The 26,267-nt window shown below is 68.8% G+C and carries 30 protein-coding genes; 18 read left to right on the top strand and 12 right to left on the bottom strand.

All coding sequences use genetic code 11. The features are described from left to right. Window positions 1-8 precede the first annotated feature (8 nt). The 4 genes from AC07UH_RS11275 to AC07UH_RS11260 all read left to right on the top strand — a co-directional run bounded on the left by AC07UH_RS11275 (window position 9) and on the right by AC07UH_RS11260 (window position 3,625). Window positions 9-908, top strand: a complete 900-nt coding sequence (locus AC07UH_RS11275; RefSeq protein ID WP_495180526.1) for a 2-dehydro-3-deoxygalactonokinase — start codon at window positions 9-11, stop codon at window positions 906-908. Between the two features lie 154 nt (window positions 909-1,062). Then, window positions 1,063-1,701 (top strand): 2-dehydro-3-deoxy-6-phosphogalactonate aldolase, encoded by a 639-nt coding sequence (locus AC07UH_RS11270; protein WP_495180765.1) that lies wholly within the window; start codon window positions 1,063-1,065, stop codon window positions 1,699-1,701. Next, window positions 1,698-2,687: an AraD1 family protein gene (araD1, locus tag AC07UH_RS11265; protein ID WP_495180525.1), complete on the top strand. Its 990-nt coding sequence runs from the start codon at window positions 1,698-1,700 to the stop codon at window positions 2,685-2,687. Before AC07UH_RS11270 ends, araD1 begins: the two co-directional genes overlap by 4 nt. Further along, window positions 2,684-3,625 (top strand): Gfo/Idh/MocA family protein, encoded by a 942-nt coding sequence (locus AC07UH_RS11260; protein WP_495180524.1) that lies wholly within the window; start codon window positions 2,684-2,686, stop codon window positions 3,623-3,625. The genes araD1 and AC07UH_RS11260 overlap by 4 nt, the downstream gene beginning before the upstream one ends. A 584-nt stretch (window positions 3,626-4,209) precedes the next feature. Here the strand turns inward: AC07UH_RS11260 and AC07UH_RS11255 are convergent. Genes AC07UH_RS11255 through AC07UH_RS11245 form a run of 3 tightly spaced genes read right to left on the bottom strand, consistent with a single transcriptional unit; the run spans window position 4,210 to window position 7,156 of the window. Then, window positions 4,210-5,451 (bottom strand): adenosylmethionine--8-amino-7-oxononanoate transaminase, encoded by a 1,242-nt coding sequence (locus tag AC07UH_RS11255; RefSeq protein WP_495180523.1) that lies wholly within the window; start codon window positions 5,449-5,451, stop codon window positions 4,210-4,212. After that, the gene (gene bioD, locus AC07UH_RS11250; RefSeq protein ID WP_495180522.1) at window positions 5,448-6,065 is read right to left on the bottom strand and encodes a dethiobiotin synthase; all 618 of its coding nucleotides are present in this window, start codon (window positions 6,063-6,065) and stop codon (window positions 5,448-5,450) included. The genes AC07UH_RS11255 and bioD overlap by 4 nt, the downstream gene beginning before the upstream one ends. Then, window positions 6,062-7,156: an 8-amino-7-oxononanoate synthase gene (locus tag AC07UH_RS11245; RefSeq protein ID WP_495180521.1), complete on the bottom strand. Its 1,095-nt coding sequence runs from the start codon at window positions 7,154-7,156 to the stop codon at window positions 6,062-6,064. The genes bioD and AC07UH_RS11245 overlap by 4 nt, the downstream gene beginning before the upstream one ends. A 111-nt stretch (window positions 7,157-7,267) precedes the next feature. On the opposite strand from AC07UH_RS11245, the gene AC07UH_RS11240 reads away from it, so the two are divergent. Then, complete coding sequence (locus tag AC07UH_RS11240; RefSeq protein WP_495180520.1) at window positions 7,268-8,149, top strand: SGNH/GDSL hydrolase family protein; 882 nt, start codon at window positions 7,268-7,270, stop codon at window positions 8,147-8,149. A gap of 78 nt (window positions 8,150-8,227) precedes the next feature. Here the strand turns inward: AC07UH_RS11240 and AC07UH_RS11235 are convergent, their stop codons facing one another. Together AC07UH_RS11235 and dnaN are read right to left on the bottom strand one after the other, a co-directional pair. Next, a complete protein-coding gene (locus AC07UH_RS11235) occupies window positions 8,228-9,199 on the bottom strand; it encodes a lactonase family protein (protein ID WP_495189859.1) in 972 nt (323 codons plus the stop codon). Between the two features lie 91 nt (window positions 9,200-9,290). Beyond that, on the bottom strand, window positions 9,291-10,406 hold the full coding sequence (dnaN, locus tag AC07UH_RS11230) for a DNA polymerase III subunit beta (protein WP_137897391.1): 1,116 nt from the start codon (window positions 10,404-10,406) through the stop codon (window positions 9,291-9,293). Between the two features lie 180 nt (window positions 10,407-10,586). On the opposite strand from dnaN, the gene AC07UH_RS11225 reads away from it, so the two are divergent. From AC07UH_RS11225 to AC07UH_RS11210, 4 genes are all read left to right on the top strand, one after another. Next, entirely contained in the window at window positions 10,587-11,228 is a 642-nt protein-coding gene (locus AC07UH_RS11225) for a histidine phosphatase family protein (RefSeq protein ID WP_495180518.1), read from the top strand. After that, on the top strand, window positions 11,225-11,692 hold the full coding sequence (locus AC07UH_RS11220) for a hypothetical protein (RefSeq protein WP_137897389.1): 468 nt from the start codon (window positions 11,225-11,227) through the stop codon (window positions 11,690-11,692). Before AC07UH_RS11225 ends, AC07UH_RS11220 begins: the two co-directional genes overlap by 4 nt. 86 nt (window positions 11,693-11,778) lie before the next feature. Continuing rightward, window positions 11,779-12,963, top strand: coding sequence for a dual-specificity RNA methyltransferase RlmN (gene rlmN / locus AC07UH_RS11215; RefSeq protein ID WP_483852552.1), 1,185 nt, complete (start codon window positions 11,779-11,781; stop codon window positions 12,961-12,963). Further along, window positions 12,956-13,714 carry a sulfite exporter TauE/SafE family protein gene (locus AC07UH_RS11210; RefSeq protein WP_495180517.1) on the top strand — a complete coding sequence of 253 codons (759 nt, stop codon included), beginning with the start codon at window positions 12,956-12,958 and terminating at the stop codon, window positions 13,712-13,714. The genes rlmN and AC07UH_RS11210 overlap by 8 nt, the downstream gene beginning before the upstream one ends. Window positions 13,715-13,723: 9 nt before the next feature. On the opposite strand, the gene AC07UH_RS11205 is transcribed toward AC07UH_RS11210, so the two are convergent. Further along, window positions 13,724-14,341, bottom strand: coding sequence for a flavin reductase family protein (locus AC07UH_RS11205; RefSeq protein WP_495180516.1), 618 nt, complete (start codon window positions 14,339-14,341; stop codon window positions 13,724-13,726). Window positions 14,342-14,367: 26 nt separating this feature from the next. On the opposite strand from AC07UH_RS11205, the gene AC07UH_RS11200 reads away from it, so the two are divergent. The 3 genes from AC07UH_RS11200 to AC07UH_RS11190 are packed head-to-tail and all read left to right on the top strand — an operon-like array spanning window position 14,368 to window position 17,066. Further along, entirely contained in the window at window positions 14,368-15,075 is a 708-nt protein-coding gene (locus AC07UH_RS11200; RefSeq protein ID WP_495180515.1) for a cytochrome b/b6 domain-containing protein, read from the top strand. Next, window positions 15,072-15,818 carry a molybdopterin-dependent oxidoreductase gene (locus AC07UH_RS11195; RefSeq protein WP_495180514.1) on the top strand — a complete coding sequence of 249 codons (747 nt, stop codon included), beginning with the start codon at window positions 15,072-15,074 and terminating at the stop codon, window positions 15,816-15,818. The genes AC07UH_RS11200 and AC07UH_RS11195 overlap by 4 nt, the downstream gene beginning before the upstream one ends. Window positions 15,819-15,836: 18 nt before the next feature. Next, entirely contained in the window at window positions 15,837-17,066 is a 1,230-nt protein-coding gene (locus AC07UH_RS11190; RefSeq protein ID WP_495180513.1) for a class I SAM-dependent methyltransferase, read from the top strand. Window positions 17,067-17,195: 129 nt separating this feature from the next. Here AC07UH_RS11190 and AC07UH_RS11185 read toward each other — a convergent pair whose 3' ends face one another. Next, window positions 17,196-17,594 (bottom strand): EF-hand domain-containing protein, encoded by a 399-nt coding sequence (locus tag AC07UH_RS11185; RefSeq protein ID WP_495180512.1) that lies wholly within the window; start codon window positions 17,592-17,594, stop codon window positions 17,196-17,198. Window positions 17,595-17,726: 132 nt separating this feature from the next. Between AC07UH_RS11185 and AC07UH_RS11180 the strand changes: the two genes are divergently transcribed. Both AC07UH_RS11180 and AC07UH_RS11175 read left to right on the top strand, forming a co-directional pair. After that, entirely contained in the window at window positions 17,727-18,944 is a 1,218-nt protein-coding gene (locus tag AC07UH_RS11180) for an argininosuccinate synthase (RefSeq protein WP_495180511.1), read from the top strand. Between the two features lie 249 nt (window positions 18,945-19,193). After that, window positions 19,194-20,813: a hypothetical protein gene (locus AC07UH_RS11175; RefSeq protein WP_495180510.1), complete on the top strand. Its 1,620-nt coding sequence runs from the start codon at window positions 19,194-19,196 to the stop codon at window positions 20,811-20,813. Here AC07UH_RS11175 and AC07UH_RS11170 read toward each other — a convergent pair. The 4 genes from AC07UH_RS11170 to AC07UH_RS11155 all read right to left on the bottom strand — a co-directional run bounded on the left by AC07UH_RS11170 (window position 20,794) and on the right by AC07UH_RS11155 (window position 23,588). Beyond that, window positions 20,794-21,930: a GNAT family N-acetyltransferase gene (locus tag AC07UH_RS11170; protein WP_137897382.1), complete on the bottom strand. Its 1,137-nt coding sequence runs from the start codon at window positions 21,928-21,930 to the stop codon at window positions 20,794-20,796. The genes AC07UH_RS11175 and AC07UH_RS11170 overlap by 20 nt on opposite strands. An 89-nt stretch (window positions 21,931-22,019) precedes the next feature. Continuing rightward, window positions 22,020-22,484: a RidA family protein gene (locus AC07UH_RS11165; protein ID WP_038661607.1), complete on the bottom strand. Its 465-nt coding sequence runs from the start codon at window positions 22,482-22,484 to the stop codon at window positions 22,020-22,022. A gap of 211 nt (window positions 22,485-22,695) precedes the next feature. Further along, window positions 22,696-23,316 carry an HAD family hydrolase gene (locus tag AC07UH_RS11160; RefSeq protein WP_495180509.1) on the bottom strand — a complete coding sequence of 207 codons (621 nt, stop codon included), beginning with the start codon at window positions 23,314-23,316 and terminating at the stop codon, window positions 22,696-22,698. Then, a complete protein-coding gene (locus AC07UH_RS11155; protein WP_137897379.1) occupies window positions 23,313-23,588 on the bottom strand; it encodes a DUF3572 domain-containing protein in 276 nt (91 codons plus the stop codon). The genes AC07UH_RS11160 and AC07UH_RS11155 overlap by 4 nt, the downstream gene beginning before the upstream one ends. Window positions 23,589-23,625: 37 nt before the next feature. Here AC07UH_RS11155 and AC07UH_RS11150 point away from each other — a divergent pair, with 37 nt between their 5' ends. Then, window positions 23,626-23,988 (top strand): response regulator, encoded by a 363-nt coding sequence (locus tag AC07UH_RS11150; protein ID WP_137897378.1) that lies wholly within the window; start codon window positions 23,626-23,628, stop codon window positions 23,986-23,988. Window positions 23,989-24,398: 410 nt separating this feature from the next. Here the strand turns inward: AC07UH_RS11150 and rpmG are convergent, their stop codons facing one another. Further along, window positions 24,399-24,566 (bottom strand): 50S ribosomal protein L33, encoded by a 168-nt coding sequence (gene rpmG / locus AC07UH_RS11145; protein ID WP_017977469.1) that lies wholly within the window; start codon window positions 24,564-24,566, stop codon window positions 24,399-24,401. A gap of 177 nt (window positions 24,567-24,743) precedes the next feature. On the opposite strand from rpmG, the gene AC07UH_RS11140 reads away from it, so the two are divergent. The 3 genes from AC07UH_RS11140 to AC07UH_RS11130 all read left to right on the top strand — a co-directional run bounded on the left by AC07UH_RS11140 (window position 24,744) and on the right by AC07UH_RS11130 (window position 26,239). After that, the gene (locus AC07UH_RS11140) at window positions 24,744-25,079 is read left to right on the top strand and encodes a hypothetical protein (RefSeq protein WP_038666857.1); all 336 of its coding nucleotides are present in this window, start codon (window positions 24,744-24,746) and stop codon (window positions 25,077-25,079) included. Window positions 25,080-25,083: 4 nt separating this feature from the next. Then, window positions 25,084-25,650: a TMEM165/GDT1 family protein gene (locus AC07UH_RS11135; RefSeq protein WP_495180508.1), complete on the top strand. Its 567-nt coding sequence runs from the start codon at window positions 25,084-25,086 to the stop codon at window positions 25,648-25,650. Between the two features lie 97 nt (window positions 25,651-25,747). After that, window positions 25,748-26,239 carry a Dps family protein gene (locus AC07UH_RS11130; protein WP_038661620.1) on the top strand — a complete coding sequence of 164 codons (492 nt, stop codon included), beginning with the start codon at window positions 25,748-25,750 and terminating at the stop codon, window positions 26,237-26,239. Window positions 26,240-26,267: the final 28 nt, after the last annotated feature.

Raw genomic sequence — 26,267 nt, 5'->3', positions numbered from 1 at the left:
TCCCACCCGTGACCAGCGGAACACCGCCCCGCGACGGCGCGATCATCGCCGTCGACTGGGGGACGACCAACCGCCGCGCCTATCGGATCGCGGCGGACGGCAGCATCGGCGATCATCTGCGCGACGATCGCGGCGTGCTGGCGATGGCGGCGGCGGACTATCCGCCCGCGCTCACCGCGCTGCGCGAGCGGCTCGGCGACCTGCCGGTGATCGCCGCGGGGATGATCGGGTCGACCCGCGGCTGGCACGAGGCGCCCTACGTCCCCGCCCCGGCCGATCTCCCTGCGCTCGCCGCCGCAGCGCTGCGCATCGAGGCGGCCGGGCTGACCATCGTCCCCGGCGTCTCTCTGCTCACCGACACCCGCGCCGACGTGATGCGCGGCGAGGAATTGCAGGTGCTCGGTGCGATCGCCGCCGGCCTCGCCCCCGCCGATGCCGTGTTCTGCCAGCCCGGCACGCACAACAAATGGATCGTCACCGAAGCCGCGCGGATCGTCGACGTCGCAACGGTGATGACCGGTGAGCTGTTCGCGCTGCTCAAGGGCCATGGCATCCTCGCCGGCATGCTCGACGGCGTCGTCGCCGACGGCCCCGCCTTCCGCGCCGGCATCGCGCGCGGCGCCGGCGCGACCGACCTCGGCACCGCCTTGTTCGAGGTGCGCGCCAGCGTCCTGCTCGGCCGCCGCGCCCCCGACGAGGCCGCCGCTTATGCCAGCGGCGTGCTGATCGGGTCGGACGTCGGCGCGCGCGCGATCGACGGCCGCACCGTGCATCTGCTCGCCGAGGGCGCGCTCGCCGACCTCTACAAGGTCGCGATCGAGGCGCGCGGCGGCGTCACCGTCGCGGTCGACGCCACCGCCGCCTTCCTCGGCGGCGTCCATCACCTGCGCGGGTATCTCGGTCTGTGACCGCGCCGTCGCAACATCCCCGTCACCCCGGCCTCGAGCCCGGGTCCCGCTTCTTCCACCGTAGCGCGGTAGCGGGACCCCTGCTCGAGGCCGGGGTGACGAATCATGGCGAACGTCGTCCGCCTCTCCCCCGCCCTCTTCCGGAGCAACCCAGATAACCGATCCCGCCACCCGGTTCGCCGAGGCCTTCGCCGCCTGCCCGCTCGTCGCGATCCTGCGCGGCCTCACCCCCGCCGAGGCCGAGGGGGTCGGCGACGCGCTGGTCGACGCCGGCTTCACCCTGCTCGAAGTGCCGCTCAACTCGCCCGATCCGCTGACCAGCATCGCGGCGATGGCCAAGCGCTATGCCGGCCGCGCGATGGTCGGCGCCGGCACCGTCCTCACCCCAGAGGCGGTGGCGCAGGTCGCCGACGCCGGCGGCGAACTCATCATCTCGCCCAACACCAACACCGACGTCATCCGCGCCTCGGTCGCGCGTGGCCTCGTCTCGCTGCCCGGCTATTACAGCCCGAGCGAGGGCTTCGCCGCACTCGCCGCCGGCGCGCATGCGCTGAAGCTCTTCCCCGCCGACGGCGCCAGCCCCGCCTTCCTCAAGGCACAGCGCGCCGTGCTGCCCAAGGACCTCAAGGTGCTGGCCGTCGGCGGCATCTCGCCCGACAATATGGCGCAATGGCGCGCCGCCGGCGCCGACGGCTTCGGCCTCGGCTCCAACCTCTATCGCGCCGGTAAGTCCGTCGCCGACGTCGCGCGCGATGCCGCGGCGTTCGTCACCGCCGCCAAGGATCTCGCATGACCGCCTCCCGCCTTCTCCAGCAGCGCCTGCCCGACGGCACGCGCCGCGTCCTGCTCGCCGAGGATACGGCCACCGTCCTCACCAGCGTCACCACCACGCGTGAGCTCGCGACGCAGGCGATCGCCGAACGCGTGTCGCTGCTCGACGCCGCCCGCGCCCGCCGCTCCGACGAGACCGTCGACCTCGCCGAGGCGCTCGCCGCCGGCACGCTGCTGCCTGCGATCGACCATCCCGATACGGCGCGGCTGATGCTTGCCGGCACCGGCCTCACCCATCTCGGCTCGGCCGCGGGTCGCGACGCGATGCACAAGGCCGCCGCAGCGGGTACGCAGACCGATTCGATGCGGCTGTTCCTCGAAGGCATGGAAGGCGGCCGCCCCGCCGCCGGCCAAACCGGCGCACAGCCCGAATGGTTCTACAAGGGCGACGGCCAGTCGCTCGTCGCCCCCGGCGCGCCGCTCGTATCCCCGTCGTTCGCGCAGGACGGCGGCGAGGAACCCGAACTCGCCGGCATCTATCTGATCGGCGACGACGGCACCCCGTTCCGCCTCGGCATCGCGCTCGCCAACGAATTCAGCGACCACGTCACCGAGCGCCACAATTACCTGTGGCTCGCACATTCCAAATTGCGGCAGGCATCGCTCGGCGCCGAGCTGCTGCTCGGCGAACCGCCCGCCGACATCCAGGGCACCAGCCGCATCGAGCGCGACGGCGAAACGCTGTGGGAAAAGCCGTTTCTGACCGGCGAGGCGAACATGTCGCACACGCTCGCCAATCTCGAACACCATCACTTCAAATATGCCTCGTTCCGCCGTCCCGGCGACATCCACGTCCATTTCTTCGGCACCGCGACGCTGTCGTGCGCCGACGGGGTGCAGACGCAGCCCGGCGACGTCTTCTCGATCCAGGCGGCGCCGTTCACGCTGCCGCTCCGCAACCCCCTCGCGCTCGCCGAGGCGGCGCCCGTTCAGGTGACCGCGCTGTGAGCCAGAAGATCCGTCTCGCGCTCGTCGGCATGGGCAAGATCGCCCACGACCAGCACGTCCCGGCGATCGCCGGCAATGCCGACATCACCCTCGCCGCCACGGTCAGCCGCCACGGCGAAGGCGTCGCCGACGTGCCGCATTTCAAGGACATCGACGAACTGATCGCCAGCGGCGTCGCGATCGACGCGGTGGCGCTGTGCACCCCGCCGCAGGTCCGCCGCGCCATCGCCGCGCGGGCGATCGCGCAGGGCTGGCACGTCTTCCTCGAAAAGCCGCCCGGCGCCACGCTCGCCGAGGTCGCGCAGCTCCGCGCCGCCGCCGACGCGGCGGGGATCAGCCTCTTCGCCAGCTGGCATTCGCGCTACGCGCCCGGCGTCGAGCCGGCGCGCGCCTTCCTCGCCGATGCCACGATCACCAAGGTGACGGTGACGTGGCGCGAGGACATCCGCGTCTGGCATCCGGGGCAGGCGTGGATTCTCGAAGCGGGCGGTTTCGGGGTGTTCGATCCCGGCATCAACGCGCTGTCGATCGTCACCCGCATCCTGCCGCGGCCGTTCTTCATCGAGGAGGCCGAGCTCGACTTCCCGGCGAATTGCGACGCGCCGATCGCCGCGCGCATCCGCTTCTCGGACGACGCCGGCCTGCCGATCGACGCCGATTTCGACTTCCGCCAGGAAGGCCCGCAGAGCTGGGACATCGCGGTCGAGACCGACCGCGGCACGCTGACGCTGCACGACGGCGGCGCCCGCCTCGTCCTGCCCGACGGCAGCGAGGCCGAGCACAAGGCGGCGCTGCACGGCGAATATGCCGGCCTCTACGAACGCTTCGCCGAGATCGTGCGCGCCGGGCAGAGCGACGTCGACATCGCCCCCCTCCGCCACGTCGCCGACGCCTTCCTCCGCGGCCGCCGGCTCACCGTCGACGCCTTCGTGGAATAGGCCGCGAAGAAGGGTTGTTCGCGCAGAGGCGCAGAGACGCAGAGAAGAAGAACCGGGCCGCGTCAGCGGCCCATTTACCGTCCCGTCGTTGGTACAGAGGGCGCTTCGCGCCGGGTTCAACACCTCCGCGCCTCTGCGCCTCTGCGCGAACAACCCTTCTTCTTCTCTTCGCGCCTTCGCGTCTTCGCGTGAAAAAAGCCGACCCCGGGTTCGCCAACCGAAGCCATCGACCGATAAATACACCGGCATCGCAAAAGAAGATTTTCACGCGAAGACGCGAAGCCGCGAAGAGAAGAAGGGTTCAAGCGGAGGCGCGGAGGCGGGGAGATGGACCGCCCGCCCCCACCCGTTCGTGCTGAGCCTGTCGAAGCACGGTGAGACTCAGACCCTTCGACAGGCTCAGGCCAAACGACTGTGTATGGACACGCCCAACCGTACCGGCGCCCCCGATCCTGTCCTACACGCCACCGATCTGCTATCAGACAAACACCGAACGCCGCTCTTTCTCATCGATGCAAAAAACGGAAACGATCAGGAGGGGATCGTTTCCATTAAGGTGTCCATCTTGTCCACGTTGCCGCATTTCAGCCGCAATTGGCGGCCGCTTCCCCGATTGCCGCATAGACCGCATCGAGATCGGCGTCGTCGATACAGTAAGGCGGCATCACATAGACCGTATTCCCCAACGGCCGCAGCAACAGGTCGCGCTCTCGGAAGAACGCCAGCAACCGCGGTCCCAGCGCCGAGAGATAATCCGCGCCGTCCGCACCCAGATCGACCGCCGCGATCGTCCCCAGCACGCGCGGATTGCGCACCCCGCGCAACGCGGCCAGCCGCACCGCCTGCCGCGCCGCCAGATCGGCGATCCGCGTCAAGACCGGCTCGTCTTCCCAAATCGCGATGTTCGCCGCCGCCGCCGCGCAGGCGATCGGATTGGCGGTGTAGCTGGACGAGTGGAAGAACATCCGCGCGCGATCGTCGCTGTAATGCGCCTGATAGATCGGCTCGGTCGCCATCGTCACCGCCAGCGGCACCGCCCCGCCGGTCAACCCCTTGGACAGACACAGGATATCCGGCACGATATCGGCCTGCTCGCACGCCAGCAACGTCCCCGTCCGCCCCCAGCCGGTCATCACCTCGTCGGCAATGAACAGCACGCCATAACGCGCGCAGATCGCCCGCATCTCGGCAAGCACCCGCGCCGGATAGGTCAGCATCCCCCCCGCCCCGACGATCAGCGGCTCGACGATCAACGCCGCCGGCGCGTCGCGGCACGCCGCCTCCAGTGCATCGAGCGTTGCCTGCTCCGCCCCCGCCGCGGGAAAGGGGATCGTCGCGACATCGAACAGCAGCGGCGCATAGGCCCGATTGAACGCCCCCCGCGCCCCCACCGACATCGTCCCGATGGTGTCGCCGTGATAGCCGTGTTCGAGCACGAGGATGCGATGTCGCGGCTCGCCGCGGTTGAGCCAGTATCCCAGCGCCATCTTCAGCGCGACCTCGACCGCGGTCGATCCCGAATCGGAGAAGAACACCCGCGTCAGCGCCGCCGGCATCAGCCGCAGCAGCCCCGCCGCCACCGCCTCGGCCGGCTCGTGGCTCCAGCCGGCGAAGATAATCTGGTCGAGCCGCTCCGCCTGCGCCGCGATCGCCGCCATGATCCGCGGACTGCGATGGCCGTGCGTCGTCACCCACCAGCTCGAAATCGCATCGACGATCCGCCGCCCGTCCCTGGTGAACAGCGCCGCCCCCTCGCTGCGCACGACGGTGGGGATCGGCTCGCCGAGGCCATGCTGGGTGAAGGGATGCCAGATCGGCGAACTCATGCGAAATCCTCCGTCCTGAACCCCGCCGCGAACGCCCGCGCCAGCGTGCCAGCATCGAGCGGCGCCACCCGCGCCAGCCGCCCGAGCCGCCGCACCCCGCCGATCCGCGCGATCGTCGCCTCGCTGTCCTCGACCGGCTCGCCGACGAAGGCGACGCCGAGGATCGGCACGCCGCGCCGGCGCAACGCCTCGATGCTCAGCAGGCTATGGTTGATCGTCCCCAGCGCCGTCCGCGCCACCAGCACCACCGGTGCTCCCCAGCGCGCGAACATATCGGCATAGAGCAGATCGTCGGCCAGCGGCACCAGCACGCCGCCCGCGCCCTCGACCACCAGCGGCCCGTCGACCGCAGGCAGCGCCAGCCGCGCGGGATCGATCGTCACCCCGTCGATCGCCGCCGCCCGATGCGGCGAACAGGGCGTCGTCAGCCGATAGGCCTCGGGCAGCACCTTCGCGACGCCGAGCCGCCGCACCGTATCGCCGTCGCCGCCCTCGTCGAGCCCCGCCTGCACCGGCTTCCAATAGGTCGCACCCAGCGCCGCCGCGAGGCCCGCGGCGAACACCGTCTTGCCGATCTCGGTATCGGTCCCCGTCACCACGATCGTCCGCGTCATCGCAGCACCTCCCCCAGTCGGGCGATCGCCGCCGCGTCCACGTTGAGCGTGATCGACACGCGCAGCCGCGCCGTCCCCGCCGGCACCGTCGGCGGCCGGATCGCCCGCACGTCGTATCCCGCCGCCCGGCATCGTTCGGCGAGCGCCACCGCCGCTCCGTCCGCGCCGACGATCACCGGCACGATCTGCGATCCCGTCGCCCGCCCCAGCGCCGCCTCCGCCGCCGCGACCAGCGCCCACAGTCGCGCCTGCCGCTCCGGCTCGTCGGCGAGGATGCGCAGCGCCTCGCGCACCGCCACCGCCATCAGCGGCGACGGCGCGGTCGAAAAGATGAACCCCCGCGCGCGGTTGACCAGCATGTCGCGCAGCACGCGCGGCACGCACAGCAGACCGCCCTCCGCCCCCAGCGCCTTGCCGCAGGTATGCAAGGTGACGACGTTCGGCCGGTCGTGAAGCCCCGCCGCGAGGCCCCTTCCGCCCTCGCCGAACACGCCCGTCGCATGCGCCTCGTCGATCAGCAGCATCGCCTCGTGCCGCTCGGCCAGCGCGACCAGCTCGGCGAGCGGCGCCCGATCGCCGTCCATGCCGTAGAGGCTCTCGACCGCGATCCACGGCGTCCCCGTGCCGCCGCCGGCGCGCCAGTCGCGGATCGCCTCCGCGAACGCCGCCACGTCGTTATGCGCCGCCGCCGCCCGCGGCGCCCGCCCCAGCCGCATCCCGTCGTGCGCGCTCGCATGGATCAGCGCATCGTACACGACCAGATCGCCCGGCTGCGGCAGCGTCGCGAACGCCGCGACATTGGCGGCATAGCCATTGGCGAAGAACAAGGCGGCCTCGCTGCCGAAATGCGCCGCCGCCTCCGCCTCCAGCGCCTCATGCTCGGGATCGTTGCCGCGCAGCAGCCGCGATCCCCCCGAACCGATGCCGACCCCGCGGTCGAGCGCCGCCGCCACCGCGCCGCGCAGCCGCGCCGACGCGCCGAGGCCGAGGTAATCGTTCGAGGTGAAATCGGCGCCGCTGCGCGGCACCAGCCGTCTCAGCCGGTCCGCGCCCGCCAGCCGGGCAAGATCGTCGCGATAGAATTGCAGCATCGCCGCCTCTTAGCGAAACCGCCGGCGCATGCCATCATCCAGCGCTGGCCATCCCCCCGCCGCATCCGATACGGCGGCACGATCGATGCGCGACGACGGAAGGACCATATGATGTCGAGGCGACTCCTTGCCGCCCTCCTGCTGCTGGCGCTGCCGACCGCCGCCGCCGCGCAGCGCGGGCCGACGCCGGTCGTCCTGCCGCGCACGATCCTGTTCATCGGCAACAGTTTCACCCAGGGCGCGCATTCGGCGGTGCGCAACTGGCACGCCGGCACCGTCACCGACCTGACCGGCGCGGGCTATGGCGGCGTGCCGGCGTTGTTCAAGCTCTTCACCGAGGAAGCCGGGCTGCGCTACGCCGTCAGCCTCGAGACGCAGGGCGGCCAGAGCCTCGCCTTCCACTACGACCAGCGCCGCCACCTGTTCGACCGCGCCTGGGACGCCGTCGTGCTTCAGGAATTCAGCACGCTCGACCGCGACCGCCCCGGCGACCCGACCCGCTATATCCGCAGCGTCGGCCAGTTGGCGGCGCTCTTCCGCGCGCGCAATCCAGCGGTCCGCATCGACCTGATGGCGACGTGGAGCCGCGCCGACCAGACCTATCTGCCGAACGGCCGCTGGTATGGCCGCGGCATCGCCGCGATGGCCGACGACCTGCGCCTCGCCGCCGAGCGCGCGCGCCGCGCGCATCCGGCGATCACCGGCGTCATCCCGGTCGGCCAGGCATGGACGCGCGCCTTCGCCGCGGGCGTCGCCGATGCCAATCCGTATGACGGCACCACCTACGGCCAGGCCAATTTCTGGTCCTACGACCAATATCACGCCAGCATCGCCGGCTATTATCTGGAGGCCCTGATGGTGTTCGGCCGCATCACCGGCGTCGATCCGCGCACCCTCGGCCGCAACGAGCGCGCCGCCGACGAACTCGGCCTGTCCCCGGACCTCGCCGCGTCGCTGCAACTCGTCGCCCGCGAGCAATTGGCCGCGGGCTGACCCGCTCACCCGCGCGCGTCCCGTTCGCACTGAGCTTGTCGAAGTGCCTTGAGATTCAGGGGATAGATCTCGCCCGCCCTACCAGGCGGCGAAGCGCGCCTTCGGCACCGCCGGTCCGATCCGCGGCGGCCCCAGCCGGCCGTCCCGACCGAGCGGCAGCACCGCCATCGCCGGGCTGCGCTCGTTGGCGACGAGCATCTCGCCCGCCTCCGGCCGCAACAGGAAGAAGCGCGGCCAGTCACCACCGCACGGCGCCTGCTCGATCAACCGCGGCCGCAGCGGATCGTCGAGCGCGAACACCGCGATCGTATTCGGCCCGCGGTTCGACGCATAGAGCCGCCGCCCCCGCGGATCGATCGCGATATGGCCGACATAGCCCTTGCTCCCCGCCGGCAGCGTCGGCTGCACGTCGAGCGAGGTCAGCATGCCGTCCGCCTCGATCCGCAGCGTCGTCAGCGTGCTGACCAGTTCGCTGACGACATAGGCGAGGCGTTTGGTCGGATGCCAGGCGAGATGCCGCGGCCCCGATCCCGCCGGCGCATGCCACGCGATCCGCGTCTCGACCGCCCGCCCCTGCTCGATCCGGTGCGCGACCACCGCATCGGCGCCGAGATCGACCACGTAGAGCCAGCGCCCGTCCGCATCGAATCCCACCCAATGCGGATGCGGCCCCGCCTGCCGCGACGCGTCCGGTCCGGAACCGCGATGGCGGATCAGGGTCGCCGCGCCCGGTACACCGTCCCGCAGGCGATGGAGCGACACCGTCCCGCCGCTGTAATCGGCCACCGCCGCCACCGATCGATCGGGCGCGATCGCCAGATGCACCGGCTCGCCGCCGCCCGTCGCCGCCTCGCCGCGCTGACGCCAGCCACGATCGAAGCCGATCAGCCGTCCGCCGCCCTTGCGCGTGAAGACGGCCAGCCGACCGCCGGCGCCATCGGGCACGACCCATTCGAGACCGTCGCCGATTGCCAGCGGCCGTGCGCCGCCGCCCGCGGTAAGCGCGAACGCCCCGCCGTCGGAGGACGCCGCCACGCCCTCGGCCGCCACGCGGGTCGCTGCGGCGGGTACGGCGATGCTGACGCCGATCCCGGCGATCAGCGACCGCCGGTCGAGCGCGAACCCGTCATCGGCCAGCGGATCAGACCCGCATCGGCATCAGCACGTAGAGCGCCGGTGCCTTGTCGTTCTCGCGGATCAGCGTCGGCGCGGCGGCATCATTGAGATGCACCTCGACGACGTCACCGTCGATCTGGCCAAGGATGTCGAGCAGATAGCGGCTGTTGAAGCCGATCTCGAACGGCAGCGAGACATATTCGCCCGGCACCTCTTCCGCCGCGGTGCCGTTCTCGGGGCTGGTCACCGAGAGCGTGATCTTGTCGCGATCGAGCGCCATCTTCACCGCGCGCGTCTTTTCGGTGGCGATCGTCGAAACGCGGTCGACGCCCTCCTCGAAGCTGCGCGGATCGAGTTTCAGGATCTTGTCGTTCGCGGTCGGGATGACGCGCGAATAATCGGGGAAGGTGCCGTCGATCAGCTTCGAGGTCAGCACCGCCTGCCCCAGGTCGAAGCGGATCTTGGTTCCCGACAGCGACACGCCGACCGAACCGTCGACCTCGTCGAGCAATTTGCGCAGTTCGGCGACGCATTTGCGCGGCACGATCACGTCGGGCATCCCCGCCGCCCCCTCGGGCCGCGGCAGCGTCACGCGCGCCAGCCGGTGGCCGTCGGTCGCCGCCGCCTTCAGCGTCGGTTCGGCGGCATCATCCTGAACGTGCAGGAAGATGCCGTTGAGATAATAGCGCGTCTCCTCGGTCGAGATGGCGAAGCGCGTCTTGTCGATGATCTGCTTCAGCGTCTCCGCCGGAATCTCGAACTGCGTCGGCAGCTCGCCCTCGGCGATCACCGGGAAGTCGTCGCGCGGCAGCGTGCCGAGGCTGAAGCGCGCGCGCCCCGCGACGATCGACATCCGCCCTTCCGACGCGGCGAGCTGGACCTGGCTGCCGTCGGGCAGCTTGCGCGCGATATCGAACAAGGTGTGCGCCGACACCGTCGTCGATCCCGGCTGATCGACCGCCGCCGCCACCGATTCGTTGATCTGCAGATCGAGGTCGGTCGCCATCAGCCGCAACTGCCCCTCGGCGGTGGCTTCGAGCAGCACGTTCGACAGGATGGGGATGGTGTTGCGCCGCTCCACCACGGACTGGACATGGCTCAGCCCCTTGAGGAGCGTTGCGCGTTCGATGGTCGCCTTCATGTTCTTAATCCCCGTCCCCCGAGTCCGGGGCAAGTTTCCCCCTGTCCTACCCACGAAAAAGGGGTTGGAGCAAGCGCGCCGACCCCTCGGGCGATTCCAGTTAACGCTCGGTTAGCGCGCGGCACGCCGACGGTCGTGAAAGCCGTTGCTTTTGCCCGGCGGCGATCCGACACGGACGGCATGACGCTCCCCGCCCCCGCCCGCCAGGGCCGCGACTTCATCGGCCGGCATGGCGAGACCGTGTTCAACGCCGCGCGGCGCCTGCAGGGCGACCATCCGCACACGCCGCTGACCCGTGCCGGCTTCGCTCAGGCCGAGGAGATGGGGCGGGCGTTGCGTGCGACGCTCGGTGTCCGGCCGACACTAACGCTGTGGGCGTCGCCGACCGGCCGCGCGTTACAAACACTGGGCATCATCGCCGAACATCTCGAACTCGACTGGCACGCGGCGCATACCGATGCGCGGCTGGTCGAGATCGGCATGGGCGCCTGGGGTGGCCGCTATTATGCCGAGGTGATCGACGCGGTCGGCGCGGTGGTGACCCCCGACGGCCTGCTCCGCCCTGCACCGGACGGCGAGGATTACAGTCAGATCGCCACGCGCGTATCGGGCTGGCTGGCGGACACCGACGCGCCCGGCGACCGGCTGGTCATCATGCACGGCATCTCCAGCCGGGTGCTGCGCGGCGTGATGACCGGCGCGCCGCCGCATGCCGAATGGGGCGCACCGATCGCCACCGGCCTGCCGCAGGGGTCGTTGGTGTGTATCGAGGAAGGCAGCGAATCGATCGCACACCTCGGCAGCGGGCATGCGCCGGCGTGAAGGCGCTGCTCCTCGCGCTGCTGATCGCCGCGCCGGCGGGGGCGCGCGACACGATCGGCGTCTATCGAAGCTGGGGAGCGTTCCGCGATACGGTCCCGGCACGCTGCTATGCGATCGCGCGGCCGGTCACCGCCGGCGGCCGCAGCACCGGCTGGGCGAGCGTCGCGACCTGGCCGGGGCGCGGTTTGCGGGCCTCGCTCCACGTCCGCCTGTCGCGCCCGCGCGACCGTTCGGCACCAGTGACGCTGACCGTCGGCGAGCGCCGCTTCGACCTCGCCGCCAACGGCCTCGACGCCTGGGCGACCGACGGCCCGAGCGATCATGCGATCGTCACCGCGATCCGCTCCGGCCGCAGCATGAGCGTCGAAGCGGTCGCCACCGGTGGGCGACCGTTCGCCGACGTCTACCTGCTCGCCGGTGCCGCCACCGCGATCGACGCGGCGGCGCTGGGATGCGTCCGCTAGTCGGTACGCCAAGCGTTCCCGAAGGCATGGCAAATCACGCCGTTTTCGCCTATATGCCGGCGATGCTCGACAGCGTTGCTCCCCCCATGCCCATTCCGGGCCATATCGATCCCGTGCCCGTGCCGCGCGCCAAGACCTTTCGCGAGGACGGGCGGATCGACCTGATCGGCCTCGGCAAGGACGAGTTGCGCCAGACGCTGCTCGACGCCGGCATGGAGCTGCGGCAGGCGAAGCTGCGCGCCAAGCAGATCTGGCATTGGCTCTACAATCGCGGCGCCACCGAATTCTCGGCGATGACCGACATCTCCAAGACGATGCATCCGTGGCTCGAACAGCGCTTTGTCATCGGCCGGCCGGAGGTGGTCGAGGCGCAGGTGTCGACCGACGGCACGCGCAAATGGCTGCTGCGCTCGCCCGACGGGCAGGATTACGAGGCGGTGTTCATCCCCGACGCCGATCGCGGCACGCTCTGCGTGTCGAGCCAGGTCGGCTGCACGCTCAACTGCCGCTTCTGCCACACTGGCACGATGCGCCTCGTCCGCAACCTCACCGCGGGCGAGATCGTCGGTCAGGTGATGCTCGCACGCGACGCGCTCGGCGAATGGCCGAGCCAGCCCGAGGGCCGGATGCTTACCAACATCGTGATGATGGGGATGGGCGAGCCGCTCTACAATTTCGACGCGGTGCGCGATGCGCTGAAGCTGGTGATGGACGGCGACGGCCTCGCGCTGTCGAAGCGCCGCATCACGCTCAGCACCAGCGGCGTCGTGCCGATGATGGCGCGCGCCGGCGAGGAGATCGGCGTCAATCTCGCGGTCTCGCTGCATGCGGTGACGAAGGAGGTGCGCGACGAACTCGTGCCGCTCAACAAGAAATACGGCATCGAGGAGCTGTTACAGGCCTGCGCCGACTATCCCGGCGCCAACAACGCGCGCCGCATCACGTTCGAGTACGTGATGCTCAAGGACAAGAACGATTCGGATGCCGAGGCGCACGAACTCGTCCGCCTGCTGCGCAAATACGACCTGCCCGCCAAGGTGAACCTGATCCCCTTCAATCCCTGGCCGGGCGCCGCCTATGACACGTCGACACCCGAGCGCGTACGCCGGTTCAGCGACATCATCTTCGAGGGCGGCATCTCGGCGCCGGTGCGCACCCCGCGCGGCCGCGACATCGACGCCGCCTGCGGCCAGCTCAAGACCGCCGCCGAGAAGAAGAGCCGCGCGCAAATGGATCGCGAGGCCGACGAAAAGATGGCCGCGCTTGGCTGATCCGATCACGCTCGCCCTTGCGGCGGGCGCGGGTCTGCTCGGCGGGGCGATGAACGCGCTCGCCGGTGGCGGCTCGTTCGCGACGATGCCGACGCTGATCGCGCTCGGCCTGCCCTCCACCGTCGCCAACGCGACCAGCAACGTCGCGGTCCAGCCCGGCGCGGTCGCGAGCGCCTGGGCCTATCGGGGCGGGCTGGCGCCGCTGGGCGGCGTCGGGGTGCGGACGCTTGCCGGCATCACCTTCATGGGTGGACTCGCTGGCAGCCTGCTGCTCGCCTGGACGCCGGCGCGCGCGTTCGACGTCATCGTGCCGTGGCTGCTGCTCGCCGCGACGATCGCGATCGCGCTCGGCCGCCACGCTTCCGACTGGCTGAGCGCGCGCTTCTCGGCAGGACCGCGCAGCCTCGTTGCGGGACAGGCGCTGCTCGGCATCTACGGCGGCTATTTCGGTGGCGGCGTCGGCATGATGCTGACCGCGATGTGGGGGCTGCTGACCGGCGCGAGCCCCGCCGAACTCGCCGCGCCGCGCACGCTGATGCTCGCGGTCGCCAATAGCGCGGCGACGATCGTCTTCGTCGCCAGCGGCATGGTGGCATGGGCCTTGTGCCTGCCGATGATGATCGGCTCGATCGCCGGCGGCTATCTTGGTGCGCTGGTCGGGCGCAGCCTGCCGCCCGGCGTGATCCGCGGCTGGACGTTGCTGGTCACCACCGTGACCACCGCGGTGTTCTTCTGGCGCGCCTACGGCTGAGACGACCGCTTATCCCGGCCGGCGCATCTCGAACCGTGTTTCGGGCGTGACCTCGAAATAATCCGCCGGCCCGCCCCCGCGCAGGATCGGGCGGGCGCGAGCGGTCTGGTAGACGCCGTCCTCCAGCATCGCGGTGTCGATATGGATGCCCACCGCCTCGCCGATCACCAGATACTGATCGAGCTCCGTGCCATGGCGGTCGGTGAGGCGCAGGATCTGCGTCAGCTTGCATTCGAACGCCACCGGACTCGCCGCCACCCGCGGCGGCGCGACCAGCCGCGACGGCAGCGTGTCGAGCGCGGCGAGATCGAACTCGTCGACCTCGGGCGGGACGATCGCCGCGGTCGCGTTCATTGCCTCGGCGAGGTCGCGCGTCGCGAGGTTCCAGACGAACTCGCCGGTCGCGTCGATATTGGCGACGCTGTCCTTCCAGCCCATCGAGGAAAAGGCGATCAGCGGCGGCGTATAATTGATGACGTTGAAGAAGCTGTAGGGCGCGATGTTGCGCACGCCCTCGGCGGAGACGCTGCTGATCCAGCCAATCGGTCGCGGTGCGACCATCGCGTTGAGCGGGTCGTGCGGCAACCGGTGGCCGTCGCGCGGTTCGTAGAAATGCCATTCGATCATGGGCGCTTAACTGCTATGCATGCGATATGGACCCAATCGCCCCCGGTACATCCATCCTGCGCCATGCGCTGGCGACGCGCATCTGGCATTGGATCAACGCCGTCGCGGTCGTCATCCTGCTCGGCAGCGGGCTCGGCATCTCCAATGCGCATCCGCGGCTCTATTGGGGACGCTACGGCGCCAATTTCGATCACGCCTGGGCGCAATTGCCGCGCTTCCCGGCTTGGATCACCATCCCGGCCAATTATAATCTCGCCATCTCGCGTCGCTGGCATCTGCTGTTCGCGCTCGTCTTCGCCTTCGGCTTGCTCGGCTATATGATCGTCAGCCTGATCAACCGCCATTTCGCACGCAAGCTCGCGCTGCGCCGCGCCGACGTCGACCTTGCGCATCTCGCCGAGGACGTCCGCGATCACCTCAACCTGCGCTTCCACGACGCCGACGATCTCGGCGCGTACAACAGCCTCCAGAAATGGAGCTATATCCTCGTCCTCTTCCTTGCTCTGCCGCTGATGATCCTCACCGGGCTGGCGCTGTCGCCGGGGATGGACGCGGCGTGGCCGTGGCTGCTCGACCTGTTCGGTGGTCGCCAGTCGGCGCGCTCGCTGCATTTCGTCGCCGCCACGCTGATCGGCGGCTTCATCGTCGTCCATGTCGCGCTCGTCATCCTCGCCGGTGCGGGCAACGAACTGCGCGCGATGATCACCGGCAAGTGGAAGGTCCCCGAGGCATGATCCTCCCCCGCCGCTCGCTCCTGACGGCAGGCGCCGGGCTGCTGCTCGCCGGCTGCGACAAGGTCGCCGCGATCCCGCAGGCGCGCAAGATCCTGTTCGCCGGCGAGGACATGCACCGCGGCCTGCAACGCGCGCTATTGGACCGCGGCGCGCTCGCGCCCGAATTCACCCGCGAGCAGATGTCGCCGATCTTCCGCGCCAACGGCACGCGCGATCCCGGCACCCCCGATTACGCCGCAATGGTCGCCGACCAATTCGCCGGCTACCGCCTCAAAGTCGGCGGCCTCGTCGACCGGCCGCTGGCGCTGTCGCTCGACCAGCTCGCGTCGATGCCCTCGCGCAGCCAGATCACCCGCCACGATTGCGTCGAGGGCTGGAGCGCGATCGGCCAGTGGCAGGGGCCGATGCTCGGCACCGTGCTGAAGGCGGCGGGGATGCGCAACACCGCGCGCTACATCGTCTTCACCTGCGCCGACCTCTACAACGGCCAGCCCTATTACGAATCGATCGACACGATCGACGCCTTCCATCCGCAGACGATCCTCGCGCTCAAGATGAACGGTGCGCGGCTGACTGTGCCGCATGGCGCGCCGGTGCGGCTGCGCGTCGAGCGCCAGCTCGGCTACAAACACGCCAAATACGTCACCGGGATCGACGCGGTCGCCAGCCTCGCCACCATCGGCAAGGGCAAGGGCGGCTATTGGGAGGACAATGTCGATTACGATTGGTATGCGGGCATCTAGCGGATTAAGGCAGCGCGCATGGCGCTGATCGATATGTTCCTCAGCCGCGCCGTCAAGCGTGGCCAACTCACCCTCCACCGTCCCGGCAAACCGCCCGCCACCTTCGGCACCCCCGATCCCGAGCTCGGCCATATCCAGCTCCGGTTCCAGGACAATGGCGTCGCCGGACGGATCGTCCGCAACCCCGCGCTCGCCGCCGGCGAGATGTATATGGACGGCCGGATGACCGTCGACGGCGACGACATCATGGGCCTCGTCCAGCTGATGAAGCGCAACAGCGCGTGGGAAGACGGCCAGAACGCGCTGCAACCCTCCGCCTTCGTCCGCGGCTTCGGCGCGGTGAAGCACCGGCTCGACCGGATCAACATGGAGCGTCGCTCGAAGCAGAACGTCGCGCATCACTACGACCTGTCGGCGCGGCTCTACGACCTCTTCCTCGACGCCGACAAACAGTACAGCTGCGCTTACTACACCGACCCGGACAACAGCCTCGAACAGGCGCAGAGCGACAAGCTCGCGCATATCGCCGCCAAGCTGGCGCTGCGGCCGGGCATGCGGGTGCTCGACATCGGCTGCGGCTGGGGCGGCATGGCGCTGTATCTCAACAAGCATTTCGGCGTCGAAGTGCTCGGCGTGACGCTGTCCGAGGAACAGCTCAAGATCGCGCGCGAACGTGCCGCCGCCGCCGGCGTCGCCGACCGGGTCAAGTTCGAGCTGATCGACTATCGCCGCGTCGAGGGTCAGTTCGACCGCATCGTCTCGGTCGGCATGTTCGAACATGTCGGGCCGCCGCAATATCGCGCCTATTTCCGCAAATGCCGCGACCTGCTCACCCCGAACGGCGTCGCGCTGATCCACACGATCGGCCGGCTCGGGCCGCCGAGCGTCACCGACGACTGGACGACCAAATATATCTTCCCCGGCGGCTACAATCCGGCGCTGTCGGAGACGATCGCGGCATTCGAGGGGCTGAAGCTGTTCCTCACCGACGTCGAGGTCCTGCGCCTCCATTACGCCTATACGCTATACGAATGGTATCGCCGGACGGTGGCCGCGCGCGATGCGATCATCGCCTTATACGACGAACGCTTCTACCGGATGTGGACCTTCTACCTCGCCGGCGCGGCCAATGCGTTCGAGAATGGCGGGCTGGTCAATTTCCAGATCCAGTTCAGCCGCAGCCGCACCGAACTGCCGATCACCCGCGACTATATGTTCGAGGGCGAACGGAAGCTGCGGGGATACTAAGAACACTTTTTTGTCATCCCCGCGCAGGCGGGGATCCATACGCGCGGACCTCACGGCTAGAGGCGCAACGTCAGCGCCTATGGATCCCCGCCTCCGCGGGGATGACGGTAAGTGGGCGAATTGGAAGCTCTAGCGCGCCCTGGGCACCGGCGCCGGCGCGATGATCGCCGCACGCGCGGCGGTCCGCTCCTCGAGGCTCACCACGCCGTCGTGGTTGGTGTCGTATCGCGACGCCAAAGCACGGAACAGGCCCTGCATCTCGGCGGGGGTCACCTTGCCGTCGTGATTGGCATCGGCGGTGTTGAACCAAGCGGTGCTGATCGCCTTGGCCTTGCCCGGCGGCATCTTGTTCTTGCCGACGTCCATCCGTGCGACGCGCGCGTCGATCTCGGCACGGGTCAACACACCGTCGTGATTGGCGTCGGAGCGGTCGAACTCGGCCTTCAGCTTGGGATCGATCGCCTGAGCCGCCACCATCGGCGTGGCGAGGATCAGGACGGGCAGAGCGGCGAGCAACGGACGAAACATGACGTCTCCGAAAAAAGGGATCGACCGCGTTCCTAGCGGCCGGCGATTAAACCCACCGTGAACGCAACCGTTGCGCAGGCGCGCGCAGGAGCCTAGGGGCGCGGCAACCCGACCATAGCCAAGGATGCTGCCGTGACCGATCAGATCAACCGTGTCGTTCTCGCCTATTCGGGTGGGCTGGATACGAGCGTGATCCTGAAGTGGCTGCAACAGACGTACAATTGCGAGGTGGTGACCTTCACCGCCGACCTCGGCCAGGGCGAGGAGCTGGAGCCCGCCCGCCAGAAAGCGCAGATGGCCGGCGTCAAGCCCGAGCATATCTTCATCGACGATCTGCGCGAGGAATTCGTACGCGATTACGTCTTCCCGATGATGCGCTCCAACGCCTTGTACGAAGGCCTGTATCTGCTTGGCACCTCGATCGCGCGGCCGCTGATCGCCAAGCGCCAGATCGAGATCGCCCGTCAGGTGAACGCCGATGCGGTCAGCCACGGCGCGACCGGCAAGGGCAACGACCAGGTCCGCTTCGAGCTCGGTTATTACGCCCTCGCGCCCGACATCAAGGTGATCGCGCCGTGGCGCGAATGGGACCTGACCAGCCGCACCCGGCTGATCGAATTCGCCGAACAGCATCAGATCCCGGTCGCCAAGGACAAGCGCGGCGAATCGCCCTTCTCCACCGACGCGAACCTCCTGCACACCTCGTCGGAGGGCAAGGTGCTTGAGGATCCGTGGCAGGAGGTGCCGGATTATGTCTATTCGCGTACCGTAAACCCCGAGGACGCGCCCGACGCCCCCGAATATATCACGATCGATTTCGAGCGCGGCGACGGCGTGGCGCTGAACGGCGAGGCGACCAGCCCGGCGACACTGCTCACCAAGCTCAACGAACTCGGCCGCCGTCACGGCATCGGCCGCCTCGACCTCGTCGAGAACCGCTTCGTCGGGATGAAGAGCCGCGGCATGTACGAGACGCCGGGCGGCACCATCTATCATCTCGCGCATCGAAGCATCGAGCAGATCACGCTCGACCGCGGCGCCGCGCACCTCAAGGACGAGCTGGCGCCGCGCTATGCCGAGCTGGTCTACAACGGCTTCTGGTTCAGCCCGGAGCGCGAGATGCTGCAGGCGGCAATCGACCACAGCCAGGCGAAGGTCAGCGGCACCGTCCGCCTCAAGCTCTACAAGGGCGGCGTCTATATCGTCGGCCGCAGGTCGCCCAATTCGCTCTATTCGGAAAAGGTCGTGACCTTCGAGGACGATCAGGGCGCCTACGACCAGCGCGACGCGGCGGGCTTCATCAAGCTCAACGCACTGCGGCTGCGCCTGCTGGGCCGCCGCGACGCCTGATTTGCGGCACGGCATGGCGTGGTTACGACGCCTGCCCGCACCAAACCGTCACCCCGGACTCGTTCCGGGGTCCACCCATCCGCAAGGGCACGGCCGGAGGCTCCAGCCCCGCGCCTCGCCGCAGAGTGGACCCCGGAACGAGTCCGGGGTGACGGATGTGGGTGGTCCGGTCACGAGCCCCGCCGCCTCCATTCGCCGCAGCCGACACGACAATGCTTGTCGGACGCCGTCCCCACCCACTAAGGCAGGATGATGCAGGGGCATAAGCTGCACTGGTGGCAAACGCGGTGGTTCGTCGTGGCGATGGTGATCGCGGCGGTGATCCCGTTGCTGTGGCCCGACATCCCGCCGCTGGTCGATCTGCCCGGACATATGGGGCGCTATCGCGTCCAGCTCGACGGCGCCGCCTATCCGTGGCTCGCCGAATGGTATGATTTCCGCTGGGCGCTGATTGGCAACCTCGGCGTCGACCTGCTGATCGAGCCGCTCGCGCCGATCTTCGGCCTCGAACTCGCCGTCAAGCTGATCATCATGGCGATCCCCGCACTCACCGTGTCGGGATTGCTGTGGATCGCGCGCGAGGTGCACGGCCGCATCCCCGCCACCGCGCTGTTCGCATTGCCGCTCGCCTACAGTTACCCCTTCCAGTTCGGCTTCGTGAATTTCGCGTTGTCGATGGCGCTCGCGCTCAACCTGTTCGCGCTGTGGCTGCGGATGGGCCGGCTCGGCAGCCTCAAGCTGCGCGCGATCCTGTTCGTGCCTTTGTCCTGCGCTCTGTGGGTCTGCCACACCTTCGGCTGGGGGGTGCTCGGCATCCTTGCCTTCTCTGCCGAAATGGTCCGCCAGCACGACCTGCGCAAGGATGGCCGCGGCGGGCATTGGCTGGAGAGCTGGACGCGTGCCGCGATCGGCTGCCTGCCGCTTGCCCTGCCGTTCGCGATGATGGTGCTGTGGCGTTCGGGCGATCACGTCACCGGCAAGACGATGGACTGGTTCAACTGGCGCGCCAAGGTCGGCTGGATCATCATGGTGTTGCGCGACCGCTGGATGGCGTTCGACCTCGCCTCCGCCACCGTGCTGTTCATCATCCTGCTCAAGGGCGTCCGCGACCATCGCGTCGAATATTCGCGCAACCTGCTGCTCTCGACGCTGTTCCTGACCGCGATCTTCGTGTTGCTGCCGCGGATCGTCTTCGGCTCGGCCTATGCCGACATGCGGCTCGCGCCGTTCGTGATCGCGATCGCGCTGATCGCGCTGCGTCCCCGCCACGGCCTGTCGTTCCGCGGTGCCTCGACATTGGCCGCGCTTGGCCTGCTCTTCTGCGGCGCGCGGCTGGTCGGCACGACGATCAGCTATCTGCAATTCGACCGCGAATACGACCGCACGCTCGCCGCGCTCGACCACGTCCCGCGGGGCGCGCGATTGCTGACCATGGTCGGTCGCACCTGCCGCGACGAATGGCTCTATTCGCGGCTCGAACATGCCGCCGGCATCGCGCTCGAACGGCGCATCGCCTACGCCAACGATCAATGGTCGATGGCCGGCGGGCAGTTGCTCACCGTCAGGTACGCCCCCGCCGGCCGCTTCGCGCACGATCCGTCGCAGCTCGTCACCGACCGGCGCTGCCGCGGCGAATGGTGGCGGCCGTTGCGCGTCTCGCTCGCCTATCTGCCGCGCGATGCCTTCGACTATGTCTGGCTGATCAATCCGGCGCCGGTCGAACCCGCATTCCTGACCGGCCTGACGCCGATCTGGCGCAGCGGCCGCGACGTCCTCTATCGGATCGATGACCGCCGCCGCCCGGACGTGACGCTCGACCCCGACCTGCTGCCGCCGCGGCGGCGGCCGGTCAGCCTTCTCCCTTCCTGAACGGCGCCAGTTCGGCGAGATAGCTCTGCTCGTCCGCCACCGCAGCGCGCTCGCGGACGAGGAAGTCGGCGATTGCGCGACGGAAGCCCGCATCGGGAATGTAATGCGCCGACCACGTCGGCACCGGCACATAGCCGCGCGCCAATTTGTGCTCGCCCTGCGCGCCCGCCTCGACCGTCTTGAGCCCGCGCGCGATCGCGGCGTCGATCGCCTGATAGTAACATAGCTCGAAATGGAGGAACGGCACCTCCTCGGTACAGCCCCAATAGCGGCCGTAGAGCGTGTCCGCGCCGATCAGGTTGAGCGCCCCCGCGATCGGTGTGCCGTCCCGCTCGGCGAGGATCAACAGCACGTCGTCGCCCATCCGCTCGCCAAGCATCGGGAAGAAGCTGCGGTTCAGATACGGCCGCCCCCATTTGCGGCTGCCCGTATCCTGATAGAAGGTCCAGAACGCGTCCCAATGTTCCGCCTGGATCTCTGCACCGGAGAGATGACGGATCGTCAGCCCCTGTACCGCCGCCTCGCGCTCCTTGCGGATCGCCTTGCGCTTGCGGCTGGCGAGCGCGGCGAGGAAATCGTCGAAACTCTTATAGCCCTGATTGGCCCAGTGGAATTGCGTGCCCTCGCGGATCAGCCAGCCCGCCTGTTCGAACAACGGCACCTGCTCCGGGCTGACGAAGGTCGCATGCGCCGACGACAGGCCGTGCTGGTCGGTCACCGCTTCGAGCGCCGCGATCAGCGCCGGACCGGCGCTCTCCTCGCGCAGCAGCAGGCGCGGTCCCGGCACCGGACTGAACGGCGCGGCGATCTGGAGCTTGGGATAATAATGGCCCCCCGCCCGCTCCCACGCGTCCGCCCAGGCATGGTCGAAGACATATTCGCCCTGGCTGTGGCTCTTGGCATAGGCGGGAGCGATCGCGGCGGGCGCCCCGTCGGCGCCGTCGACGACGATCGGGATCGGCTGCCACCCCGATCGCCCGCCGGTGCTGGCCGACTCTTCGAGCGCGGCGAGAAAGGCGTGGCGGACGAAGGGGTTGCCGGTACCGGCGCAGGCGTCCCATTGGTCGGCCGGGATCGCGCGGACGCCATCGACGAGGCGGGCGGCGACCTGGGTCATGCGGCGAGGATCGTAAAGGTCATCGCGGCGGATATAGGCGCTCGACACCGACTTGCGGAGGGGGCGTCAACCACGCCCCCTCCCGGAAATCATGCCAGTTCGACGATCGCATCCACCTCGACCGCGGCGCCGAGCGGCAGCACCGGCACGCCGACCGCGCTGCGCGCATGTTTGCCGGCGTCGCCGAACAGCGCGACCATCAGCTCCGACGCGCCATTGGCGACCTTCGGCTGGTCGGTGAAATCGGCCGCCGAATTGACGAACACGCCGAGCTTGACGATCCGCTTCACCCGCGAAAGGTCACCGCCGAGATATTTCTTCACCTGCGCGACGATCATCAGCCCGCAGAGTTTCGCGGCCTCCTGCCCGTCCTCCAGCGACACGCCATCGCCGAGTCGGCCGGTGACGAGCTGCCCCGCCTTGAACGGCAGCTGCCCCGACAGATGGAGCAGACCGCCCGCTTCGACCACCGGCACGTAGGCGGCGACGGGCGCCGCGGCTTCGGGCAGCGACAGGCCGAGTTCCTCGAGCTTGCGATCGACATGGGTGGTCATGGCTGGGTCCTTTCGGGAAATGATCGGGGGCGCTTAGCCGATTCGGCGGGCGGGTGGAACGCCGTCGCGCGTCTTCCGCCCCCTTGCCCCCCTCGTCATCCCGGCGAAAGCCGGGACCCATGGACACGACGCCATCCGCGTCAGCGCGCCTCGGTCATCCCCCGCCACCATGGGTCCCGGCGTTCGCCGGGCTGACGAAAGGAGCATGTCTCTACGCCGCCACCCCAGCGTCGAACCGCGCCGCGATCCAGTCCGCCGCCTCGCGCCAGTCGTCGATCCGCGCGTGCGCGAAGGCAGCGGGTGGTACGTTGGGGGCCAGCGTCGGCTCCGACACCATGTGCAGCCGGTGCACCTCGGGCGCGTGGCGCGCGACCGATTCGTGGTGCACCGCAAGATCGTCGACGAACACCGTCACCGGGTCGCCATAGTCCGCCCGCAGTCGCGCGACCGGCTCGCCCTTGCCGCCTTGGTTGCATTCGACGCGATGCGCGATGCCGGATCGCGCCAATTGTTCGATCCGCGCCGGCTTGCATGCATCGGTGATGTTGGTGAGCACGACGATGTCCGCCTGCGCCGCCAGCCGCGCCAGGGCCTCGGCGGCATGCGGCACCAGCGTCTGGCGGTGCATCTCTGCCGGAAAGAAACCGCCGAGCATGTCCCACATCTCCTCGCGCGTCGGCGCGGGGCCGCCGTCGCGACGGCGCATGCTGTTGGCGAAATCGGCACCGTCGGGCGTGAAGTCGATGTCGTGCGCCTCGCCGACCCAGGCGCCGAAATGCTTCACCATGTGCAGCAGCACCTCGTCGCAATCGGTGATCAACAACGGTTTCATCGCAGCTCCAAGGCCTGGCGGGCGCCGACCAGCGCCTCCGGGGGAACGCCGAGCGCACGAGCGCAGGCGATCAGATCGGGTTCGTAGGATTCGAGATATTCGATCACCGCGCCCAGCACCGCCGGCTCGCCGGCACGGGCGCGCAGATCGTCGGGGAACAGACCGGTGACCGCGATCAGCCGGTCGGCGCGGTCGGGCTCGCCGATCGCCCACACCAGGGCCTGCAGGGCGAGCACCTCGGGATCGGGGATGTTTGTATCGCGCGCGCGCATTGCCTATCGTCCATTATCGGAAGGGTTGGTGACGCACGTGGCGAAACGGGTACTCGTTGTCGAGGACAACGAACTCAATCTGAAACTGTTCTGCGACCTGTTGCGCGCGCACGGCATGACGGCCGAGCCGGTGCGCGACGGGCGCGAGGCGGTGGCGCGCGCACGCGCCTTCGGTCCGGACCTGATCGTCATGGATATCCAGATGCCGCACGTCACCGGCTATGAGCTGATCCTCGAACTGATGGCCGACGAGCAATTGCGCGATATCCCGGTGATGGCGGTGACGGCCTATGCCGGCCGCGACGACGAGGAGCGCATCCGCGCCGCCGGCGCACGCTCCTACGTGTCGAAGCCGATCAGCCTCGCCCGGTTCATGGACGCGGTGAACGCGCTGCTTTGACGGAAAGACGCCCTGCCGAGCCGGCGAGGCTTCGACAGGGCGCCGCGCGCTTCCAGACCCCCGCCCCCCGAGAAGGGCCGGATGCTGCAAGCCTGAAGAAAACGTGACATCGCCGGTCCGGTTCCCGCCACCCGGCGCGGCGACCTTCGCCACCCCATAAACCAAGGGCGGCATCCTCATGAAGAGAACACCGCCCTTGGCCCGTAGTGACGCGATACAGGGCAGCCGGAGGATCCAGCCGCCAGTGTTCGCTATGCCGAAAGAAGATGAACGCAATGTGTCCGAAGCGCGCCCGGATCAAGGCGTTAGTCGCAGGGCGACGGCGCATGCGAAAAGCCGCCGGCGCCCATGCACCGGCGGCTCTTGCGTACGCTGGCAAACGGCGGCGGCGCGCTGCGCCGCCCGGCCGCTTACTTGATCTTGGCTTCCTTGAACTCGACGTGCTTGCGCACGACGGGATCATACTTGCTGAAGCTCAGCTTCTCGGTCTTCGTCCGCGGGTTCTTCTTGGTGACGTAGAAGAAACCGGTGTCGGCGGTGCTGACGAGCTTGATCTTGACGGTAGTCGGCTTGGCCATGAGCCCTAATCCTGAAAACAAGGAGAGCGGCAGCACCAACGCAGCCGCTCGATCAGTCGCGGCGCATGGGCCAGCGGCGCGCGAAAGTCAACCATGGCCATGCCGCAGCGGTCGTCTTAACCACCCCATTACCATTGGTGGCCCAGGATTGCGGCAGAAAACACGGGGGCGAGGATGATGGCGCGGCGAATCGAGCGGCAGGCGGACGAGCTGGATGCGGTGCGCGCCGATCTGTCGGCCCGAATCGCCGCGATCGACGTCAAGGCGCCCTACAGCTGCGCCAGCGACCTCAAGCCCGACATCAACCAGATCCGCCTGATCGCCCACCGCAACGGGCTCAATCCCGCAGTGACCGTCGCCCATTTCGTCGATTCGGCGCTGTCGCGCGGCGAACAGGGCGCGCTGCTCCACGGCTGGCTGCGGATGCTCGGCGATGCGATCGCCAGCGAGCGGCAGGACGTGCGCGCCTGCGACACCTTCGCTGCCGCCTGTTCGGTGCGGCTGGCGGGCTGACGCCATGGACGCGCTGATGGCGGCGCTGGTCGCGGCCGCTTTTGCGCAAGTCGGCGATCGGCCGGCATGGCTCGCTTCGATCCTGGCGGACCGGTATCGCGCGCCGGGGCTGGTGATCGCCGCGGCGACGGTGGCGCTGCTCGGCGCCGGGCTGCTCGCCGCAGCCGCGGGTGCGTTGCTGGCACCTCGGCTGACACCGGAGGCCAGGCAGCTTTTCCTCGCGCTGGCGCTGCTGTTCCAGGGCGGTGGTGCGCTGTTCCCGGTCAAGCCACCCGACCGGCTCGCCGGCTGGCGCCTCGGCGCGGCGCTGACCAGCCTGATCGGCCTGTTCATCCTCGCCTTCGGCGACGGCGTACAATTCATCGTCCTCGCATTGGCCGCGCGGGCGCAATTGCCGTGGCTGGCCGCGATCGGGGCGATGCTCGGCTCGCTCGCGGTGATCGCCCCCGCCGCGATCCTGGGCGAGGCGGGCTGGACCGGCCTGCCGCTGGTCACGCTGCGCCGGATCATCGGCGTCCTGTTCGTGCTAGCTGCGATCGGACTGGGGCTTTCCGCGCTGCGCCTGATCTGATCCGTCGATCATCGACATGCGCAAAATGGCTGCTGCACCGGGAGCGTTTCGGCTATCGGATCGTTGCCGCAACGATTCCTTTCCCACGGAGATTTCCATGGCCGACATCAACCCGGCGCTGAACACGCCGACCGACCTCAGCAACACCCGCTCGGTGGCGGATGCGCTCAATTCGTCGCTCGCCGATTGCTATGCGCTGTATCTGAAGACCAAGAACTTCCACTGGCACGTCTCGGGACCGCATTTCCGCGACTATCACCTGCTGCTCGACGATCAGGCGGCGCAGATCCTTGGCGTCACCGATGCGATCGCCGAGCGCGTGCGCAAGACCGGCAACACGACGCTGCGCTCGATCGGCGACATCAGCCGCCGCCAGACGATCGCCGACAACGACCTCGACTTCGTCGATGCCGGCGCGATGCTGGCCGAACTGCGCGAGGACAATCTCAAGCTGGTCGAAAGCTTCCGCGTCGTGAAGGACGCCGCCGAAGAGGCGAAGGACAATGCCACCAGCGGCATCGTCGACGAATGGACCGACCAGGCCGAGGAACGCGCCTGGTTCCTGTTCGAGGCCAGCCGCAAGGGCTGAGCCGTTATCGCATCAGCTACCATCTTGA

The organism is Sphingomonas sp. GW821-FHT04B01 (assembly GCF_059420425.1).
The sequence above is the reverse complement of the archived record's forward strand: the minus strand, read 5'-3'. Positions and strand labels throughout refer to the sequence as shown.